Genomic DNA, 19,888 nt, shown 5'->3' on the forward strand with positions numbered 1-19,888 from the left:
TCACTTCTTCACTTCGGCAGGCGCACGCCCGTAGATGTCATCGAAGCGCACGATATCGTCTTCGCCCAGGTATTCGCCGCTCTGCACTTCGATCATCACCAGATCGATGATGCCGGGGTTGGTCAGGCGGTGTTTGTGTCCGGCCGGTATATAAGTGGATTCGTTGGCGTTGATCAGGAATTCACGTTCGCCATTGGTGATCTGCGCCGCGCCGCTGACCACCACCCAGTGCTCGCTGCGGTGGTGGTGCATTTGCAGCGACAGCGACGCCTGGGGTTTGACCACGATGCGCTTGATCTTGAAGCGGCTGCTTTCCTCCAGCACGGTGTAGGTGCCCCACGGCCGGGTCACGGTGCGGTGCAGGCTGAAGGCCGGATGATTCTGGCGCTTGAGTTCGGCCACGATGTAGCGCACGTCCTGGCTGCGGTTGGCGTCGGCGATCAGCAGGGCGTCGGGGGTGTCGACGATGATCAGGTCACGCACGCCGACCGCACCGAGTACGCGCTTGGGCGAGTCGATGTAGCAGTTTCGCACGTCGTGCAGGATCGCTTCGCCATTGACCTGGTTGCCCTGGGCATCGCTGGGGGTGAGCTGGCGCAGGGCTTCCCAGGAACCGATATCGCTCCAGCCGATGTCGCACGGCACCACGGCCACTTGCTGGGACTTTTCCATCAGCGCCACGTCAATGGAGATGTCCGGCGCGCTGGCGAAGGCGTCGCTGTCCAGTTCGCGCTGGCGCGAGGTTTTGTTTTGCAGGTGCTGGCTGTGTTCGAGGGCGGCACGCGCAGCAATCAGAACGTCGGGGGCATGGGTGTTCAGTTCATCCACCAGAGTGCTGGCCTTGAAGCAGAACATGCCGGCGTTCCACAGGTGTTTGCCGCCGTCGAGGTAGGCTTGGGCGGTGGCCAGGTCGGGCTTTTCGACAAAGCGCTTGACCCGGTTGCCCAGGCTCAGCGCTTCGCCTTTTTCGATATAGCCGAAGCCGGTTTCCGGGTGGTCGGGCTGGATGCCGAAGGTCACCAGGTAGCCGGCTTCGGCCAGTTCGCGAGCCTGGGTCACTGCCTCGGCGAAGGCGCTTTCATCGAGCACCAAGTGGTCGGCGGGCATCACCAGCAGTTGCGCCTCGCCACCGAAATGTTCCTGCACATGCAGCGCCGCCACGGCGATGGCCGCAGCGGTATTGCGCCCGAACGGTTCGAGCAGCAGGTCCAGGGGCAGGTGGACCTTGTTGACGCTGCGGTAGTCGTCCAGGGTGCGAAACAGCAGGTCGCGGTTGGTCACCGTCAGCACGCTTTCCACACCCGGCAGGCGTGCGGCGCGCTGGAAGGTTTTCTGCAGCAGGCTCTGGCCGTCGCGCATGCGCATGAACGGCTTGGGCATGTTCTGCCGGGACACCGGCCACAAGCGTGTGCCCGAACCACCGGAAATAATGCAGGGAATCAATCCGTTGAGGGTATTCATCAATAGACTTCCTTGGTGGAAAGGACGGCCGGGACCGTCATGAAAACGATGTACAAGTCAAACCACACCGACCATTTGGAGATATATTCCAGGTCGTACTCGACGCGTTTCTGGATTTTGAACAGGGTATCGGTTTCGCCCCGATAGCCGTTGATTTGCGCCCAACCGGTGATGCCTGGCTTGACCCGATGCCGCGAGCTGTATTCGCTTACCGCCAGTTCAAAAGGAATGCCTGCAGCCTTGGTTGCGGTGGCGTGGGGGCGCGGGCCGACCATGGACATGTTGCCCAGCAGTACGTTGAACAACTGGGGCAGCTCGTCGATGCTGGTTTTGCGGATGATGCGGCCGACGCGTGTGATACGCGGGTCTTGACGGGTGGTCTGGCGTTCGGCGGTGAAGTCGCTTTGGTCAGTGAACATCGAACGGAACTTGAACACGCGGATTTCATTGTCGTTGTAGCCGTAGCGGTTCTGGCGAAACAGCACCGGGCCCTTGGAATCGAGCTTGATCGCGATGGCCGTCAACAGCATCACCGGAGACAGCACCACCAGGGCAATGCTGGCCAGCAACAGGTCTTCGCAGCGCTTGATAAAGGGCGCCCAGCCGCGCAGCGGTAGCTGCGAGGTGTTGAACATCAAGATACCGCCCACGTCGGTAATGCGGCTGTGGCCGTAGCGCAGGGCGGCCATGTCCGGCACCAGCATCACGTTCACCGACATCTGCCGCAGGCGATTGACCAGCCCAAGGATACGCTGCTCGGCAGACCACGGCAGGCAGATCATCACTTGGTTGACCTGCTCGGCGCGGATCAGTTTTTCCAGGTCGCGGGTGTTGCCCAGCAGCGGCAGGTTGCTCAGCTCCTTGGGGATGCGTTCGGTGCGGTCGTCGATAAAACCAATCAGGCCGGAGCGGATATCGCCATTGCGTTGCAGGTGGTCGGCGATATGCACGGCGGTGTCGGTGAAGCCCAGAAGCACCGTGCGTTGCAGGTATTTGCCCCGGCGCATCAGGCTGCGGTACAGGCGCAGCATCATCATGCGTTCCAGGCAGAACAGCCCAAGGCTTGCGAAGTACCAGGCCACAAGATTGCGCGGGTTCAACTGCGGGAACACCTGCAGGATCTGGTACATGAACAGCAGGATGCAGAACGCCGACGACCAGGCCACGATTTTGGCGCGCAAGCGCAGGCGGTTGCTGAACAGCTCTTCGGAATAGATGCCCAGGGCCTGGAACAAAATAATCGTCAGGAACGCGAAGAACAGCAACAGACCCAGAAAGCGCGAGCGCATTTCAAGTTCCATCGGGTCGATGAAAAACGCCAGCACCAGCGGCGGCAAAATGGCAGTCAGGCCATGGATCAACTTGACAAAAATGACAAAAAATTCAACGAAACCTGCACGAGTCAAAAACAAACTGACAACTGATGACTTCTCTCGCATACGAACATCCCTCATTGCATACCAGGTTCGCTTTGCGACTGTTCAACTGAGCAGGCGGAGCGCTGCATCTGGTTAAAACGCAACCATCATCCAAGTGGAACCATCCAAATGAAGGTAGTTTTGCGGGGAAAAGGTAAAAAAAGATTCCTTATGCGAATTGGCCAATAAATTGACGTCGTGCTGGATTTGGCATTGCTGGGAGGTAGAACAGGCTTCTGCATGTCATATGCTTGACGTTCCTTGTACTGGCACTTGGCATTGGGGGGGGGGGTAATTTTGAGTGTAGGAACAAATGTGAGAATTTTCCTGCCAGCTGTGAAAAGGTTTTTTCGCGTGGCAGGAAAAGGGGACGCGCAGGGGCGATTAAGTGAAGCAATCGCCGCTAAGAAGGGGGGTTAGAACGTGCCTTTCAAACTGACGGTGAAATTGCGCGGTTCGCCATAAAAATTACCCCAGGACGCCGTGCCTACGGTTTGATAATAATTTTTGTCGAAGAGGTTTTTGCCGTTCAGCGCGAGGGTCCACGTGTCATCCACACGGTACGCCAGGCGCGCATCCCACAGGGCATAACCGGCTTGCTCCAGCTTGATGCCCTGCATCCGGTAATTGCTGCTCTGTGCATTGACGCCAGCTCCCACGCTCCATTTGGACAACGCGCCATCAAGCTGGTAGTCGCCCCACATGCGCAGCATGTGCCGGGGCACGTAGGTATTGGACGCGCCACCTTCAAGGCTGCTGTCGATATTCTTCAACGATTTGGTCTGGGTGTAGGTGTAGCCGCCGGACACCTGCAGACGCTCGAGCAATTGGCCGCTGACTTCGGCTTCGATACCCTGGGCGCGTACTTTGCCGGTGTCGGTATAGCAATAGCCATCGGCGGAGGTCGGGCAAAAACTCAGGAAGTCGGTCTCGGCGCCGTTTTTCTCGATCGCGCGGAACAGCGCCAGCGAGCTGTTGAGGCGCCCGTCGAACCATTCGCCCTTGATGCCCAGCTCGTAGTTGTTACCGATTTTCGGTTTGAGCGCCGCGCCATCGGCCGTTGCATAGGCACTCTGCGGCTGGAAGATATCGGCGTAGCTGGCGTATACCGACAGGTGCTCATTGAGGTCATAGATCAGCGCGGCAAATGGAGTGACTTCGCCGCTTTCTTTGGTGTGTGCGTCTTGCACGCTCCATTCGCCCCAGCCCAGGTTGTTTGACTGGCGGCGGTTGTCGTACCAGCTTACTCGGTTGCCGACGATAAACATCAACGGCTCGGCCAGACGCAGGCGCAGCGTGGCGTAGGTGCCGTATTGCGTGGCGGTTTCCTTGACCGTGCCGCCGCGGTACATGTTCGGCCAGAAGGTGTCATTGGCCGGTTCCGGGAAATGGTGGTCGGGTTGATAAATGCTTTGGCGCCTGGGCAAGTTCTGGATCGCGTAGATGTCGTCCTGGGTGCCACGGCTGCCGTTGGCGCCGAGGATCAATTCGTGCTCCAGGCCGAAGGCTTCGAACTGGCCGTCCACGTAGGCATCGAGGCCGACGTCCTTGTGGTCGTAATCCATCAAGGCTGCATAGGAATTGGCGGTAGGCAGCGGGTTGCCGTAAGCGATGGTGCCTTCGCTGGCGGCATACTTGGTGTCTTGCAGGTTGCGGCTGTGCACGGCGGCGACTTTGAGTGTCCAGTCGTCGTTGAAGTGATGGGTCAGGTCGGCGAAGAACGTGGCACGACGGCTTTGCCAGTCGTTCCAGGATTGGCCCAGGCACGTGGAGCGGCTGAGCTTGGCACTCTTGCCGTCGCTGTAGCGCGGCAAGCCACCCCAGCACGGGCTGGCATCGACGTCTTCATAACTGGCGCCCAGGCCCAGAGTGGTGTCGGGGTTGAGATCGATGTCCAGCGCGCCGTAGAACGCGCGATCCTTGCGCTTGGAAATATCCATATAGGAGCCGCGATCCTGTTGGCTGAACGCCGCACGGCCACGCACGGTGCCACTGTCATTGAGCGGGCCGCCGGTGTCGACATCGGCGCGGTAGTTGTCCCAGGTGCCTGCGGACAGCGACAGGCTGGACGTGGGCCTGGCCTGCGGTCGCTTGCGCACGAAATTCACCGCGCCGCTGGCGGTGCCGGCGCCCTTGAGCATGCCGGCCGCGCCTTTGAGCACTTCCACACGGTCATAAATCGCCATATTGGCGCTGAAACTGTCGGCTTGTACGTAGTCCTTACCCATGTCCAGCGGCACGCCGTCGTACTGGTACTGGCCAAGCATCTTGAAACCACGGGAATAGAAATACTTGCCGCCCATGGGCGATTCATAAGTGGTGATTCCCGGCGTGCGCTCCATCACGTCGTCGATGGTGGTGACGTTCTGGTCGTCCATCAATTGGCGGGTCATCACACTCACCGACTGCGGCGTTTCGCGCAGGCTGTGTTCGCCTTTGCCAATGGTGACCGCACCAGTGGTGTAGGCGCCGGTGCCGTCGGTCATCGCTCCCAGGCGATCGCCTGTGATCATTGTCGCGCCCAGGTTCAGTGCGCCGGTATCGGCCGTTTGCGGCAGCAGCAGCCAGGTGCTGTTGCCCTGGCGTTGGGCTTGCAGGCCCTGGTCACGCAGCAATTGGGCCAGGGCTTGCTCAGGGTCAAAGCTGCCGTTGAGCCCGCTGCTGCTTTTGCCGGCGACGCTGCTGGCGTCGTAGGACAGGCTGATCCCGGCCTGGCGGGCGAACTGGTCGAGTGCCGAAGCGAGCGGGCCGGGTGCGATCCGCCAATCGCGGGCCTGGGTGTCGGCGGCACTCTCGGCCAGCGCTGTCATGGGCAGGCTGGCACTGCCCAGGCAGACGCCGAGCAGGGCGGCCCGTACCGCGTGCTTGAGGGATGAACATTGGGAGGGGAACGCTTGCATGACCGCGGATGCTCCTGAAGGAAGTGGCTGAATCCGGCCTGTTGATCGGCCTTTCCTTACAGGTCGAGCGGCAATGAGAATTCACCTCATTTATTTTTTTCGGTCAAGCCCGCGAGGACAGCGTCACCCAATAGCGGCTGCGGTAGGTCAGGGTGACCGGCAACGACTGGGCCAGCAATTGCAGCACCTGATCGGTGTCGTCCAGTTGATACGTGCCCGACACCCGCAGCGCGGCCACGGCTTCGCTGCAACGCACCAGGCCGTGGCGGTAGCGGCCCAGTTCGGCCAGGAAGGCATCCAGGCGCATGTTGTGGGCGCTGATGACACCTTCGCTCCAGGCCCAGGGATCGAGACCGTTGACCGGGGCAGGGCGCACGTCGCTGCGGTCGAACAGCACCTGTTCGCCGGGCTTGATCACGTGGCGTGCGTGAGCGGCGTGGCGGTCGGCAAACACCGCCACCGCACCCTGTTGCACCACCAGCAGCGTGCCGTGGGATTCTTCACGCACCAGAAAGCGCGTGCCGAGTGCGCGCAGGTCACCGTCGCGGGTGTGTACCCAGAACGGGCGATTATCGGCGCCGGTATTGATCAACACCTCACCCTGACGCAGGCTCACCAGGCGCCGCTCGGCATTCAGCGCGACATCGATAGCACTGGCGCTGTTGAGCTGCAGCTTGCTGCCCTCGTTCAACGCCACCCAGCGCCGCTCACCGGTGGCGGTGCGGTAGTCGGCCATCAGCGCGGGCAGGGGCGTGTAGTCGCGGCCCAACCAGGTCAAACCGGCGGCACCGGCCAACAGCCCGAGCAGCTTCAAGCCATCACGACGGCTGATGCGCTGGCGCGCGCCATCCAGTGCACGGCGACCGATATGCGCGGGCAGTTGGCTGAAATCGTCATTCATCGTCGCCACGCGCTGCCACGCCAGTTGATGCGCGGCGCTTGTGTGCAGCCACTGCTCAAAGGCGGCGGTGGCGGCGTCGTCAGCGCTGTTGAAGCGCAGTTGGATCATCCACTGGATCGCCTGGTCCACCAGGCGCGGGTCAATAGTCGGCATAGCGCAACCGATAACAGGCATGCAGCGCCTTGGCCAGGTCGCGCTCCACCGTGGCCCTGGACACGCCCAGGCGCACGGCGATTTGCGGGCAGGTCAGGCCGTCCAGTTGAGCCAGCAGGAAGGCCTCACGCACGCGCGGTTTGAGTTGATCGAGCAAACGGTCGATGCGCTCCAGGCTGTCGATGATCAACAAGCGGGTTTCCTCGCAAGGCACTTCGACCTGCGGGAAATGCGCAAGGCTTTCCAGGTAGGCACGCTCAAGTTCGCGGCGTCGGTACTGGTCGATCATCAGACTGCGCGCAATGCTGCTCAGGTAAGCGCGCGGTTGCTGCAAGGTCTGTTGCCGGCGCGCGTTGAGCAGGCGCACGAAGGTTTCCTGGGCCAGGTCGGCGGCGTGCTCGCGGCAGCCGGTACGTCGGCTCAACCAGCCGCGCAGCCAGGCATGATGGGTTTGGTACAGCTGGCCGATGGCGGCAGGGTCCAGTGGGTGATCGCTCGACATGGGCATCCCGGCGCAGCCGTCTTAATTGATAATGTTTCGCATTCTAGTCGTTGAGTGTGGGAATGGGCAATCGGATGTCGAGCACGGTTCAAAGGGTGGGTGGGGGCTTGCTCCCGATGAGGACGTGTCAGCCAATGCTTTTGTGACTGACACACTGCAATCGGGAGCAGGCCCCCTCTCACATTTGGCTCTGTATGCGTCAGTGGGAACTCAGGCGCCAGCTCAACCCAAGCGTGCCGCCGCCCGCGCAACAATCTCTGCGCGCACTCTGCGCGATTCTGCCGTGCGCTTGTTGGCTTCCTCCAGCACGTGCCTTGGCGCCGTATCCGGGCGGCCCGAGTCGAACGGCGGTGCGGGTGCATATTCGATTTGCAATTGCACCAGTTGCGCCGCCGCTTCGCTGTATAACTCCGCCGCGAGGGTCAGCGCGAAGTCGATGCCGGCCGTAATCCCACCACCGGTAAACAGGTTGCCGTCACGCACCACGCGCGCTTGCACCGGAATGGCACCCAGTGGCGCGAGCAGGTCGTGGTAGGCCCAGTGGGTGGTGGCCTTGCGACCGCGCAGCAAACCCGCCGCGCCCAGCACCAGCGAGCCGGTGCACACCGACGTCATGTAGCGCACGGTCTGCGCCTGGGCCTTGAGAAAGTCCAGGGTGCCTGGGTCTTCCATCAAGGCGCCGACGCCCGAGCCGCCGGGCACGCACAGTACATCCAGGTTCGGGCAGTCGGCGTAGGTCATGGTTGGCGTAAACACCAGGCCGGTGCTGGAGGTGATCGGCGCCAGGTCCTGCCACACCAGGTGCAGTTTTACGTCCGGCAGCGAACCGAGCACGTCATAGGGGCCGGTCAGGTCCAGTTGCTGGATGCCGGGAAATAGCAGGAAGCCGATGTGCAGGGTCATGGATGACGCTCCAATAAAGGGGTGGACGGCTTCACTGTAGAGGCCTAGGCTTTGGCGAATACGCCATTGAACCCACAGATCACGCCAATGATGCCCAGAGTCATTCATGTCCTCGCTTTCGATAATGCCCAGGTACTCGATGTCACCGGGCCTCTGCAGGTGTTCGCTTCGGCCAATGACCTGGCGCGCCAGCGCGGTTTGCCCTTGCCCTATGCGGTGAATGTGATCGCTGACCAGGCCAAACCGGTGGTGACATCGGCGGGCCTGGCGCTGCTGGCCGATCCGTTGCCCGGCGTCGACCAGCCGTGCGACACGCTGGTGATCGCCGGCGGCTGGGGCGTGTACGGCGCCGCCGAAGACCCGGCGCTGGTGCACTGGGTGCGGGAAAAGTCGCGGCACACCCGGCGCATGGCCTCGGTCTGCACCGGCGCTTTTCTGCTGGCCGCCAGTGGCTTGCTCGACGGTTGCCGCGTGGCCACGCACTGGACGCGCTGTGAAGAACTGGCGCGCAAGTTTCCCGCACTGACGGTGGAGTCCAATCCGATTTTCATCCGGCAAGGCGCGCTGTGGACCTCGGCCGGTGTGACCGCCGGTATCGATCTGTGCCTGGCCCTGGTGGAGGAGGACCTGGGACGCGCCGTCGCCCTGGAAGTGGCGCGGCACCTGGTGGTGTTTCTCAAACGTCCCGGCGGGCAGTCGCAATTCAGCGTGACCCTGTCGCTGCAAAAGAGCGACAGCCGCTTTGCCGAGTTGCACGCCTGGATCGCCGAGAACCTTAAGTTGGATTTGAATATCGCCACCCTGGCCGCCCAGGCCGGCATGAGCGAGCGCAGCTTTGTGCGTCATTACCGTGCCGAAACCGGCCAGACCCCGGCGCGGGCTGTGGAGCTGCTCCGTGTGGAGAGCGCGCGCCGGCAATTGGCCGACAGCAGCACCTCGATCAAACGCATAGCCATGCAGTGCGGGTTTGGCTGTGAAGAGACCCTGCGACGCAGTTTCCTGCGGGCCCTGTCGGTAACGCCCCAGGCTTACCGCGAGCGCTTTTCACCGTTGTAGCAATTCCAGCAGGGCTGCCAGGGTGGCCTGCGGCGCTTCCTGGGGAATATTGTGGCCCACGCCGGGCAGCACCTGCCGTCGATAAAAACCGCTGAAATGCTCGATATCGTCGTCTTCTGCAGGTGGCGGCCCCACACCGTCATCGGCACCGCACAGCGAAATGCTTGGCACCGAAATCGGCGGTTGCAGCGCCAACGCCTGCTCGATGAACGCCAGCGCCGGGTCGCCCGGCGCGTACATGAAGCGATGGCGGTAGGAATGGATCACTAGCTCGACAAAATCCGGGTTGTCGAACGAGGGCGCGGTTTGCCCATACAGGCTCGGCCCACGCGCCCAGGACGGCGACCACAACAACCACAACAGCTCGCACAATTCCCGTCGGTTGGCAGTCAAGCCATCCACGCCGCGCTGGGTGTGAAAGTAATACTGATACCACAGGCGGTGTTCTGTTTCAGGTGCGCGCGGCTTGAGTGACTGGGCGATGTTCTGGATGTTGTAGCCGTCACCGGTCACCAATCCGCGCACCCGTTCCGGCCACAGCGCCGCGACGATACACGCGGCACGCCCGCCCCAGTCATAACCGGCCAGGGTGGCGCAGGGGATTGACAGCGCATCCATGAAATCCAGCAAGTCCTTGCCCAGCGCCGCCTGTTGACCGGAACGCATGACCTGCTCACTGATAAAACGCGTCGGGCCATAACCGCGCAGGTAGGGCACCAGCACGCGGTAACCCTGTTCGGCCAGGCCTGGCGCGATTTCGTCGTAGCCGCGAGGGTCGTAGGGGAAACCGTGCAGCAGGATCACCGGGTCACCCTCGAGCGGACCGTGGGTTTCATAGGCGATATCGAGCATGGGCGTGCGCACGTAGAGCAGTGGGGCGAGGGTGGTCATGATCGGCTCCTGAACAGGCGGGAAATCATGGCTGCCACACCGTTTTCGCGCCACTGAGTTTACGGTCCAGAAACGTCGCCGCACTGATCAGCGCCAGATGGCTCAACGCCTGGGGCGTGTTGCCCAGGTGCCGGGCCTGGCTGTCGAACTCTTCGGCATACAGCCCCAGCGGGTTGGCGTAGCGCAGCAGTTGTTCGAACTCCAGATGGGCTTTTTCCACCTGGCCGGCGCGGGCCAGGCATTCGACGTACCAGAACGAACACGCGGCAAATGCGCCTTCAGTGCCTTGCAGCCCATCGATCTGGCTGTCGTCGTTGCGGTAACGGTAGACCATGCCATCGCGAACCAGGCTTTTCTGGATCGCCTCCAATGTCGACAGCCAGCGCGGATCGGTGGCGGCAACGAAGCGCACCAACGGCATCAACAGCATCGAGCCGTCGAGGGCGGTACTGCCGATGTGCTGCACGAAATGCCCACGTTCTTCGTTCCAGAAGTTGCTCCAGATATCGGCATAGATCGCCTGGCGGGTCTGGTCCCAACGGGCGAACGGCGCCGGTAACGAGCGCTTGGAGGCCAGGCGGATCGCGCGGTCCACGGCCACCCAGCACATCAGGCGCGAGTGCAGGAAGTGATGCTGCTCGCCGCGCATTTCCCAGATGCCGACATCTTGCTGATTCCAGATTTCGCAGACTTGATCGACCACTTCAACGGTGTGCTTCCAGCCCTCGTGGGAGATGGCTTCGCCGTATTTATTGACCAGGTAAACCGCGTCCATCAGTTCGCCGTAGATATCCAACTGAACCTGGTCGAACGCTTCATTGCCGACGCGCACCGGCTGTGCGCCGCCATGACCACTGAGGTGATCCAGGGTGGTTTCCGGCAGCTCCTGGCGGCCATCGATGCCGTACAGGATGTTGATTTTGGTCGGCTGGCCGCAGCAGTCGCTGACCCGCCCCTTGAGCCAGCGCATGTAGGCGTTGGCTTCCTCGACAAAACCCAGGCGCATGAACGCGTAGACGGTAAACGAAGCGTCGCGGATCCAGGTGTAGCGGTAGTCCCAATTGCGCTCGCCGCCGGGCGTCTCGGGCAAGCCGAAGGTCGCGGCGGCGATGATGGCGCCGTGTTTGCGTGAGGTCAGCAGCTTCAGCGCGAGGGCCGAGCGGTTGACCATTTCACGCCAGCGTCCGCGGTAGTTCGATTGACTGATCCAACTGCGCCAGAACTTCAAGGTGCGTTCCAGGTAGAGCTCGGTGCAGGCGTTCGTCACGCGTGGATCGTCCTGGCCGCCGAGGACGAACTCGGCGCTCTCGTCCTGGGCCAGGGTGAAGCTGGCCGTGGCCACATGTTCGTCGAGGGTCAATGGGTGGCTGCCCGCCAGCCGCAGTCCGGGCTGACCGTCCGCGTTGAACAACACGCCTTGATCGACCGCCTTGGCGTGGGTCTTGGCGCGGGCATAGTCATGGCGCACGGCGCAGCGCAGATGGAACGTCGCCGTGCCGCTGACCACTCGCACGCGGCGGATCAATAAAGGTAGATCATCGACCTCTTCGCTGACGGCCAGCAAATCAGTGATTTCCACCACCGCCGCATCGCTGAGCCAGCGGGTTTGCAGCACATTGGTGTCGGGCAGGTAGATCTGCTCGCGGCGTGCATTGGGCAAGTCCGGGGTGAGCTGGAAGGTGCCGGCCTCGGGGCTGTCGAGCAACGCGCAAAAGATCGATGGACTGTCGAATTCCGGCCAGCAGAAAAAATCGATACTGCCCTGGTCATTCACCAACGCCGCGCTGCGCATGTCGCCGATGATGCCGTGGGCATCGATGGCACTTTGTGGTTCGTTTTTCAAATCAACCATTGCCACGAAACTCCGGATAAAGGCTCATGCCGCCATCGATGAACAGCGTGCTGCCGACCACGTAATCGGACGCGTCGCTGGCCAGCCACACCACCGCATTCGCCACATCTTGCACATCGCCGACGCGGCCATAGGGAATCAACTTGAGCAGCTCCTGTTCGGCGGCGCCTTCAGTGGCAGCACGGTTGATCGCCGTGCGAATCGCCCCCGGCGCAATCCCGTTGATGCGAATGCGCTGCTCGCTGACTTCCTGGGCGAGGGTGCGCATCAGCATCTCCACACCGCCCTTGGACGCTGCGTAATTCACGTGCCCGGCCCAGGGAATCACCTGGTGCACCGAACTCATGTGGATGATCTTGCCGGCTGCGCGGGACACGCCCTCACGCACGCCCTGGCGGTTGAAAATCCGCACGGCGGCGCGCGCGCAGAGAAATTGGCCGGTGAGGTTGACGCCGATCACGGTGTTCCAGTCCTCCAGGCTCATGTCGACCAGGTTGGCGTCTTTCTGCAGGCCGGAGTTGGCGACGAGAATATCCAGGTGGCCGAAGGCGTCGAGGGTCTGGGCGAACAGGCGTTCGACGTCGGCTTCTTTCGACACATCGCCAGCAAGAGCAATGGCTTGGCCGCCATTGGCATTGATCTGTGCCGCCAGCGCCTCGGCCGGTGCCGCCTGGGAATTGTAGTTAAGCACCACGGCTGCTCCGGCTTCGGCCAGCGCCTTGGCGGCGCCTGCGCCGATACCGGAACTGGCGCCGGTGACCAGGGCCACTTGTTGATCCAACGAGAGTTGCATGGACTGCCCGCCTTTACTGTGTGAGTTCAGTTAGCTGACTGGCAGGGCAGCGCACAAGTTCAGCTTCGAGCATTACGACGAGTTGTTCGGAACCCGTAAGCGCTGCCTGAGGAATCGTCAACTGGCCGAAGACCTGGCCCACGACACCTTTGTGCGTACGGACCAGCGTCGGGTTCTGAGCCTGCGATTTGCATTGTGCTGTGGTGGGAAAATTTCGCGGTTCGCTCTTCATCTGTCACGACCTCCTTCCTACCCGCATTCAGAAGTTTTCAACACGTCGAGGAACCCAATGCCATGGCTTTGCCACACAGCAAATGCCTGCTGGTGCAGACCTGCGCCACGGTTTATTGATCGCTGGCACGGCTGCAGCAGCAAGGCACCGCCCTAACTCAGAACTGGAGCACCACATGTCGGTATCCGCATCCAATCAAGCGTACACCCCATCGACGGACAACTTCGCGCAACCCTCTGCGGGCGCGCAGGCCAGCCCTGCGGCCAAGGCAGCAGGCGCGGCGGGCCCGAGTTTCGAGCCATCGGCGAGTCAGTCCGGCCCGGTTTTCGATAGCGCAACGCAGTCTTCGAAATCCGCCTTCAATCCAGGCCCACCTCCACGGCCCAACCCCACGCTGCCGGACCCTTACTACGGCAAGCAGAGCAACGAGGTACTGGCTCAGGGGCTGTTGAATAAATACAACGCCTTCAAACCCTGGTACGCCCCGACCGTTACGCCTGAGCATCTCAATAACCTGGCAGGTCGGCCCCTGACCGGTAACCCGGAGCGCGATTCGAATATCAGGCTGGCCAGGGAGTTGCTCAAGCGCCCAGGCTTGACGCAAGCCCTGGATCGAAATAGCGGAACGGGGGCTTTGGATCAGTCCCTGTCCAAGGACGACATCAGTAAATTCATTCTTTCGTCCAATCCACTGAAGCTTCAGGACGACAAGCAACTTGCCCAGAATGTCCTGAATAACTTCAACGCGTTGAAAGGGCCGTGGTGGAGCGCCGACAGAAACGCCATCGATGTCAATACGTTTGCAAAGTACGCCTCGCGCCCGCTGTATGGTCATGGGCCAACCGACAGCATTACCCAACTGTCGAGGGAAATCATGAATCGTTCGGAGCTCAAGGGCTCGATGGACAACGTTTTCGGGTTCCTGCGCGACGGCAAGATCACTCGAGACGACCTGTATCGGCTTCTGCGCTAAGACCTGGCCCTATTGCGTTGCATCGGCTGGCGGATTCGCAGCCGCGAAATCACCCGTCGGTGATACGGGAACCATTTGCAAGGATTTACCACGAAGAGAGCATCCATCGGTCTGCCCGTGGATGCCTTCGTCTACTGGAACAGGTAATGGCCTATGAATTCGACATCATTTGAACCTCGCCAGTCTCACTCCCAGTACGCTGTTGCAAGCCTGCCTGCCCCGGAAACTATGGAACGAAGCCCTGGCAAATCTCAAGCCAAGGGGCTCAACCTCACGTCTTCGCCGAAGTTCAGTTTCAAGGCGCCTACGACCGAAGACTTCGACAGGGGCTCGCGAGCGACAGCAGAAGGACCGGCTCCCCGGTCTGCGCTGTCCTTGCTCGAAACGCTCTGGAGCAAATTATTACGTCGGCCATGACCGGCCGGCCTGGCCCGTTACAAACGCTCAAGTTTTACCCCGCCCATGCCCAGGACTTGTCGGAACCATTGGTTTCAGGTTGCCACACATCCGTTGCCTGTCTCGTGCTGACAGTCGACGCGAGTTTGAAGACTGGGCACTCCAGGTTCAGTTAATGGAATCTAAATAGGGTGGGAATGAACATGACGAACGGGATTACTCCAGGCTATGGAATACCTTTAATACCGAATCAGGGGCCTGCGCCGGCCAGTGGTGGTTACACGCGGCTCAGCGTCGTCGACAAGGCGATCGGTACTCAGCAACCGCAGGCAACGAACTCAGGTTTTGTCTCGAACAGCTTGATGGTCAATGGCGCCAGCCGGCATTTCGACGGTCAGGGCTTGTATGGCGGAATGTCGAATGTGGGAAACCCCTATACCAGCTCGGATGATCACCTGCTGGCGACAGACCTGAACAGCAACTTTGCCATGCTCGATAAGTTCAAGACAGATGGTCATCTGACCCAGAGTGGGCTGCAAAAAATTGCCGGTGAGGATGTGCACAAAAGCAGCGTCTCCGAACGCACCATCATGTTGGCCAGGGAGATACTCAACCGCCCCAGGCTCAACGAAGCGATTCTGGTGGATGGCGGTAAAATCACGCCTGAAAGCTTGGCCAAGGCTTCCGCACTGCTCACAGGTAACACCAGTCCCAATACTCAAAGTGCAGACCCGTTCCATAGCATGTCCAATGCCCAGGTCGTTACTGCATTCAGGGGCATGTTCGATCAACTGCGCGATAAATCGGAAGATTTCGCCTGGCCTTTCGATAAACATAGATTTGTGAAAACAGACACGCTTGTTGAAATGAGCAAGGATCCTGACGAACTGGACAGTAAAGGTAATGTCGTGCGGGACCCGGCCAACGGTTTCCCCAAAAAGAAATACAGCGAACAGCAGGTGTATCTGGCCAAGAACATTGTTGAAAGACCGGGCCTGCTTGATTCGCTGGACGGCTATAAGGCAAATGGCTACGAACTCACTGGAAGCCGTAACAACGATGGCTGGCTGAAGAACTACAGCATCGATCGATGGTTGGAAAACGATAAGAAAGAAAAGGGCAACTGAAGGCGCCGCAGATGCATGAGCGGGTTGTATGAATCAAGCCGCTCATACAAACGGGTTTATACGCGCAATATTTTCCCGCTGATTGCCACCGCCGCCAGCAACCCACCGATCAGCAGGAAGGCGGTTGCCACGCTGCTGCCATGGGCAATGAACCCGATCACTGCCGGCCCTGCCAATATGCCTGCATAGCCCAGCGTGGTAATGGCGGGTACGGCAATGTGTTCTGGCATCACGTTCTGCCTGCCGACGGCGGTGTACAGCACCGGGACGATATTGGAGCAGCCGGCGCCCACCAGCGCGTACCCGAGCAGCGCCATTTCCCAGGCAGGGGAGAGCGTCGCCAGGAACACACCGGCCGCGGCCAGCGTGCCACCGGCCACGATCACCCGGGTTGCACCCAAGCGCCGCACAATCATGTCGCCGGTCAAGCGCCCTGCGGTCATGGTCAGGGCGAAGGCCGCGTAGCCCAGGCCTGCATACGCCGGGTCCACGCCACGCTCGGCGCTGAGGAACACCGCGCTCCAGTCCAGTACCGCGCCTTCGGCCAGGAACACGATGAAACACAAGCAGCCGATAAACAGCACCACGCCGTGAGGAATGGCAAACGCCGGCCCCGAGCTTTCACTGCCGTAGGGCAGCAAATGCGGCGCGGCCTTGAGCAGCGCCACTACCATGATGACGATCACCACCAGGGTTGCCTGCAACGGCGACAGGCCCAGCCCCAGCAAGCCGGAGACGCCCGCCGCGCCGACAATGCCGCCCAGGCTGAACAAGCCGTGGAAGCCCGACATCATGGTTTTCCCGCTGGCGCGTTCAACAATCACCGCTTGAAGGTTGACGGTCGAATCCACGGTACCCAGGCCGGCGCCAAACAGAAACAACCCCGCCATCAATAGCGGAATCGAACTCACGGTGGCCAGCATCGGCAGCGCCAGGCAGATCATGATCGTGCCGGCCGTCAACACCCGCCGGCAGCCGAAGCGCGACGCCAGCACCCCCGCCACGGGCATGGCTAGGATCGAGCCTACCCCCAGGCACAACAACAACAGACCAAGCGTGCCCTCGTTGAGTTGCGCGCGCGCCTTGGCGTACGGCACCAGCGGCGCCCAGGCCGCGATGCCGAAGCCTGCAATGAAAAAAGCGATACGGGTCGACATTTGCTCCAGCCGCCCGGGAACCACGGGGGCGGAAGTGGGAATGGCAGTCATGAATAATCCTTGGTATTGCGTTCAACGAACGATGTCCAGCGCGACATCCTGGCATATCAGTCCTCGTCGAGCGAGTGGGGTTCCCCCTGGGACCATAGTTGGACTTGATAAAGACACTTCCATTCTCGCCGTACGAATCTTCTGTTTTATTTTCAAAGGGCCGTTTTTTTCCTGAAATCGCTAAGCTTCAGAGCGTTCAGGCGCTTTTTCTCGATCAGCATTTGCGGCAATTAACGAGGGGGAGCTTTTAATCAGTTGGTTATTGACGGCGGGTAACAACGGATGGTTGACGCGTTTGTTTCGTCACGTTTCAAATTAATGATTCCAGGCGTCGCTGCCAACTTGCAGGTACTCGCTTTCGAAGGCTGTGAGTATCTTGATCGACCCTATTTCATACAGGTACAACTCGTCAGCGAAAATCCTGCCCTGGATCTGGAGGCATTGCTCCATCAGCCGGTCTATCTGGATCTGGGCGAAACGGATCAAGGCCTGCACGGGCTGGTCTACGCCATCGGTCGCGATGCCGCGGGGGCCCGGCTCACCCGTTACCACCTTACGCTCGCCCCCCGCTTGGCGTGCCTGGCCCATCGCCTTGACCAGCGGATTTTCCAGCAGCGTAGCGTGCCGCAGATCATCGCCAGCGTGCTTGAACAACACGGCATCCTGGCAGATGCCTATGCCTTCGAGCTGGGCCCGGTGATTTATCCGCCTCGGCCCTTCTGCGTGCAGTATGCGGAGACTGATCTGCACTTCATTCAGCGACTGTGCGAGGAGGAGGGTATCCATTACCACTTTCGCCATAGTGCCGACAGTCATTTGCTGGTGTTTGGTGATGATCAAACGGTGTTTCAGCGCCTGCCGATGCAGCGATACTGCTCGACGATTGATCCGATGGCCGCAACCCACGGGGTAAAGCGCTTCGATATTCGCCTGGAAACCCGCAGTCGGCGAACGGTGCGCCGTGATCATGACTTCGAACACCCTTCACTGCGGCTGCAGGATGCCGCTGGCTGTGCACCTGGCGCAGCACATGAGGACTACCGTTACCCGGCAGGTTTCACGAGCCGTGCACGGGGGGCGCAATTGACACGTCGCAGTCTGGAGCGACATCAGTCCGACCATCATCGCGCGTCGGGCAGCAGTGACCAGCCCCTGTTGCGCAGTGGTCACTTTCTTGAATTGCAGGACCACCCGGATCCGACCTGCAATGACCTGTGGTTGCTCACCTCGGTGCGCCACGAAGGCTATCAGCCCCAGGTCCTGGAGGAATCGACAGGCGATACGGACAGCTTCGTGGGGTATCGCAACCGTTTCACTGCGACCCCATGGCGTGCCGTGCATCGGCCACCCCTCAAACATCCCAAGGCGCTCATTAACGGTAGCCAGACGGCGACGGTTACGGGGCCTGCGGGCGAGGAAGTGCACTGCGATGAATACGGTCGCGTGAAGGTGCGTTTTCATTGGGACCGGCTGGACAGGTCGGATGATAAAAGCAGCTGCTGGGTGAGGGTCGCAACCGGTTGGGCTGGTGCCGGGTTTGGCGCCATGATGATTCCCCGGGTGGGCATGGAGGTACTGGTGACCTTCCTGGAGGGTGACCCGGACCAGCCGGTGATCAATGGTTGCCTGCCCAATGCATTGCACATGCCGGCCTTTTCCCTGCCGCAGCACAAGACCCGTAGCGTTTTGCGCAGCTGCAGCGTTCCTGGTGGCGCGGGCAGTAACGAGCTGCACCTGGAAGATCGTCGTGGTGAGGAGCTGATCTACCTGCGCGCCCAGCGCGACCTGGAGCAGCACGTGGGCCATGACTGTCGGTTGGAAGTGCTCGGTGAGCGCAGTGAGATCATCCGAGGCTTGAGCACGGTTCATCTTAAGAGCGGTGAGCAGCGCCACATCGCGGGCGACCGCCGCATTGTGCTGAAGGCCAGCGATCACCTCGCCGTGCAAGGCGATAGCCACACTCAGGTGACCCAGGTGATGGTGATCGAAGCCGGTCAACAGATTCACCTGAAGGCGGGGGCCAGCCTTGTCATCGATGCGGGCGCCCAGTTGAGTTTCAAGGCGGGCGGCGAGCATTTGCAGATTCAGGCCGGCGGGATTTTCAGCAGCCGGCCCATCACTGTCGGTGGTTCGCCAGCCGTTGCAAGGTCGGCCAACCCTTTGTCTGTTGCGGGCCCGCCAGAGGTGTCGATGGTGCAGGGGCTTATCACGGATATGGCCGGCCAACTGGATGCGGATTTTTGCCCCTTATGCGAGCGCTGTCGCGAAGGTCAATGCGCCAGCACCGGGAGGGCCGCGTGATGCAGCACGAACCTTATCAATGGATGGCGCAGCAGCAACAGTCGGGGCGTCGTCTGTGCCTGATACTCGAAGCCAGCAACGAGCGCTGCCAGTCGCTCATGGCGGCTCGCGACCTCTCGCAATATTGTCCGCTCTATGGTGAAACCGCGGCAGCGGAACTGGCCAGCAAGGGCCCGGTGATCCTGCTATTGGAGCAGCCAGGGGAGCCTGCGCTAATCAATTTTCTGCGAGACCCAGAGGCAAATCGAGGGTGGCTGGGCAGTTTACCCAGCGATGACCTGGCCGTTGTGACCCGACATTGGCGTGAGCGCCTGCTGATCGGGCCGGAAGGCGAAAAGGCCCTGTACCGTTTCCACGACAACCGCACCCTGGCCCGCGCCCTGGCGTATCTGCCGGCAGAACAATGGCCAGTTTACCTGGGCCCGTTGACCAGCGTGTGCTATTGGCATGAGGGACGTTGGTGCAGCCACGACAACCCCGCGCCGGGTGCTTACCCGGTGCCCGATCCCGCGCCCTGGTTGCAGTTGCCCAATCCTCGAGCGTCGGCCATTCTCCAGGCCAATATCCTGCGCTACCTGCTGGCTGAACACAGTGAAGACCTGGCGGCCCTGGTGGAGTTTCACGACCCCAGGATCTGGTTGGCCCATGTGCTGGAACAGGCCCGTACCTGGCGATGGCGGTCGCCTGAGCAACTTGAATTCCTGGTGGTGCGCCGGCTGGAGGAGGCGACCCGGAGCAGTGTCATTCGCTGGCAGCCGCTGGAGGGCGAGACACCTGCACAGCATTTTGAACGGGTGCGGGAACAGTGGTTCACATAAGGG

The 19,888-nt window shown here is 61.0% G+C and carries 16 protein-coding genes; 5 read left to right on the forward strand and 11 right to left on the reverse strand.

The annotated features are described in order from the left end of the window. The 6 genes from BOP93_RS09460 to BOP93_RS09485 form a co-directional block, all read right to left on the reverse strand. Positions 1–1,461: a mannose-1-phosphate guanylyltransferase/mannose-6-phosphate isomerase gene (locus BOP93_RS09460; RefSeq protein ID WP_104502385.1), complete on the reverse strand. Its 1,461-nt coding sequence runs from the start codon at positions 1,459–1,461 to the stop codon at positions 1–3. Then, on the reverse strand, positions 1,461–2,900 hold the full coding sequence (locus tag BOP93_RS09465; RefSeq protein ID WP_101221154.1) for an undecaprenyl-phosphate glucose phosphotransferase: 1,440 nt from the start codon (positions 2,898–2,900) through the stop codon (positions 1,461–1,463). Before BOP93_RS09465 ends, BOP93_RS09460 begins: the two co-directional genes overlap by 1 nt. 395 nt (positions 2,901–3,295) lie before the next feature. After that, positions 3,296–5,779, reverse strand: a complete 2,484-nt coding sequence (locus BOP93_RS09470) for a TonB-dependent siderophore receptor (protein WP_104502386.1) — start codon at positions 5,777–5,779, stop codon at positions 3,296–3,298. Between the two features lie 103 nt (positions 5,780–5,882). Further along, positions 5,883–6,833, reverse strand: coding sequence for a FecR domain-containing protein (locus tag BOP93_RS09475; protein ID WP_104502387.1), 951 nt, complete (start codon positions 6,831–6,833; stop codon positions 5,883–5,885). Next, positions 6,820–7,335 carry a sigma-70 family RNA polymerase sigma factor gene (locus BOP93_RS09480; RefSeq protein ID WP_104502388.1) on the reverse strand — a complete coding sequence of 172 codons (516 nt, stop codon included), beginning with the start codon at positions 7,333–7,335 and terminating at the stop codon, positions 6,820–6,822. Before BOP93_RS09480 ends, BOP93_RS09475 begins: the two co-directional genes overlap by 14 nt. Before the next feature lie 222 nt (positions 7,336–7,557). Then, on the reverse strand, positions 7,558–8,238 hold the full coding sequence (locus BOP93_RS09485; RefSeq protein ID WP_104502389.1) for a DJ-1/PfpI family protein: 681 nt from the start codon (positions 8,236–8,238) through the stop codon (positions 7,558–7,560). 90 nt (positions 8,239–8,328) lie between these two features. Between BOP93_RS09485 and BOP93_RS09490 the strand changes: the two genes are divergently transcribed. Then, positions 8,329–9,294 (forward strand): GlxA family transcriptional regulator, encoded by a 966-nt coding sequence (locus tag BOP93_RS09490; RefSeq protein ID WP_104505261.1) that lies wholly within the window; start codon positions 8,329–8,331, stop codon positions 9,292–9,294. Here the strand turns inward: BOP93_RS09490 and BOP93_RS09495 are convergent. Genes BOP93_RS09495 through BOP93_RS27395 form a run of 4 tightly spaced genes read right to left on the reverse strand, consistent with a single transcriptional unit; the run spans position 9,283 to position 13,062 of the window. Beyond that, positions 9,283–10,185 (reverse strand): alpha/beta fold hydrolase, encoded by a 903-nt coding sequence (locus BOP93_RS09495; RefSeq protein WP_104502390.1) that lies wholly within the window; start codon positions 10,183–10,185, stop codon positions 9,283–9,285. The genes BOP93_RS09490 and BOP93_RS09495 overlap by 12 nt on opposite strands. Before the next feature lie 25 nt (positions 10,186–10,210). After that, positions 10,211–12,037, reverse strand: coding sequence for a glycoside hydrolase family 15 protein (locus BOP93_RS09500; protein WP_104502391.1), 1,827 nt, complete (start codon positions 12,035–12,037; stop codon positions 10,211–10,213). Beyond that, positions 12,030–12,830: a glucose 1-dehydrogenase gene (locus BOP93_RS09505; protein ID WP_104502392.1), complete on the reverse strand. Its 801-nt coding sequence runs from the start codon at positions 12,828–12,830 to the stop codon at positions 12,030–12,032. The genes BOP93_RS09500 and BOP93_RS09505 overlap by 8 nt, the downstream gene beginning before the upstream one ends. Before the next feature lie 13 nt (positions 12,831–12,843). Beyond that, positions 12,844–13,062 (reverse strand): hypothetical protein, encoded by a 219-nt coding sequence (locus BOP93_RS27395; RefSeq protein WP_157943489.1) that lies wholly within the window; start codon positions 13,060–13,062, stop codon positions 12,844–12,846. 175 nt (positions 13,063–13,237) lie between these two features. Here BOP93_RS27395 and BOP93_RS27770 point away from each other — a divergent pair, with 175 nt between their 5' ends. Both BOP93_RS27770 and BOP93_RS09525 read left to right on the forward strand, forming a co-directional pair. Then, positions 13,238–14,035, forward strand: a complete 798-nt coding sequence (locus BOP93_RS27770; protein WP_237140405.1) for a hypothetical protein — start codon at positions 13,238–13,240, stop codon at positions 14,033–14,035. 599 nt (positions 14,036–14,634) lie between these two features. Continuing rightward, on the forward strand, positions 14,635–15,558 hold the full coding sequence (locus tag BOP93_RS09525) for a hypothetical protein (RefSeq protein WP_237140406.1): 924 nt from the start codon (positions 14,635–14,637) through the stop codon (positions 15,556–15,558). A 56-nt stretch (positions 15,559–15,614) separates the two neighbouring features. Here BOP93_RS09525 and BOP93_RS09530 read toward each other — a convergent pair whose 3' ends face one another. Beyond that, the gene (locus BOP93_RS09530; protein WP_104502395.1) at positions 15,615–16,766 is read right to left on the reverse strand and encodes an MFS transporter; all 1,152 of its coding nucleotides are present in this window, start codon (positions 16,764–16,766) and stop codon (positions 15,615–15,617) included. Positions 16,767–17,048: 282 nt separating this feature from the next. Here BOP93_RS09530 and BOP93_RS09535 point away from each other — a divergent pair, with 282 nt between their 5' ends. Together BOP93_RS09535 and BOP93_RS09540 are read left to right on the forward strand one after the other, a co-directional pair. Then, positions 17,049–19,067, forward strand: coding sequence for a type VI secretion system tip protein VgrG (locus tag BOP93_RS09535; RefSeq protein ID WP_104502396.1), 2,019 nt, complete (start codon positions 17,049–17,051; stop codon positions 19,065–19,067). Next, complete coding sequence (locus tag BOP93_RS09540; protein ID WP_104502397.1) at positions 19,067–19,885, forward strand: DUF4123 domain-containing protein; 819 nt, start codon at positions 19,067–19,069, stop codon at positions 19,883–19,885. The genes BOP93_RS09535 and BOP93_RS09540 overlap by 1 nt, the downstream gene beginning before the upstream one ends. The last annotated feature ends 3 nt before the right edge of the window (positions 19,886–19,888 follow it).

The organism is Pseudomonas orientalis (assembly GCF_002934065.1).
Taxonomy (GTDB): Bacteria; Pseudomonadota; Gammaproteobacteria; order Pseudomonadales; family Pseudomonadaceae; genus Aquipseudomonas; species Aquipseudomonas orientalis_A.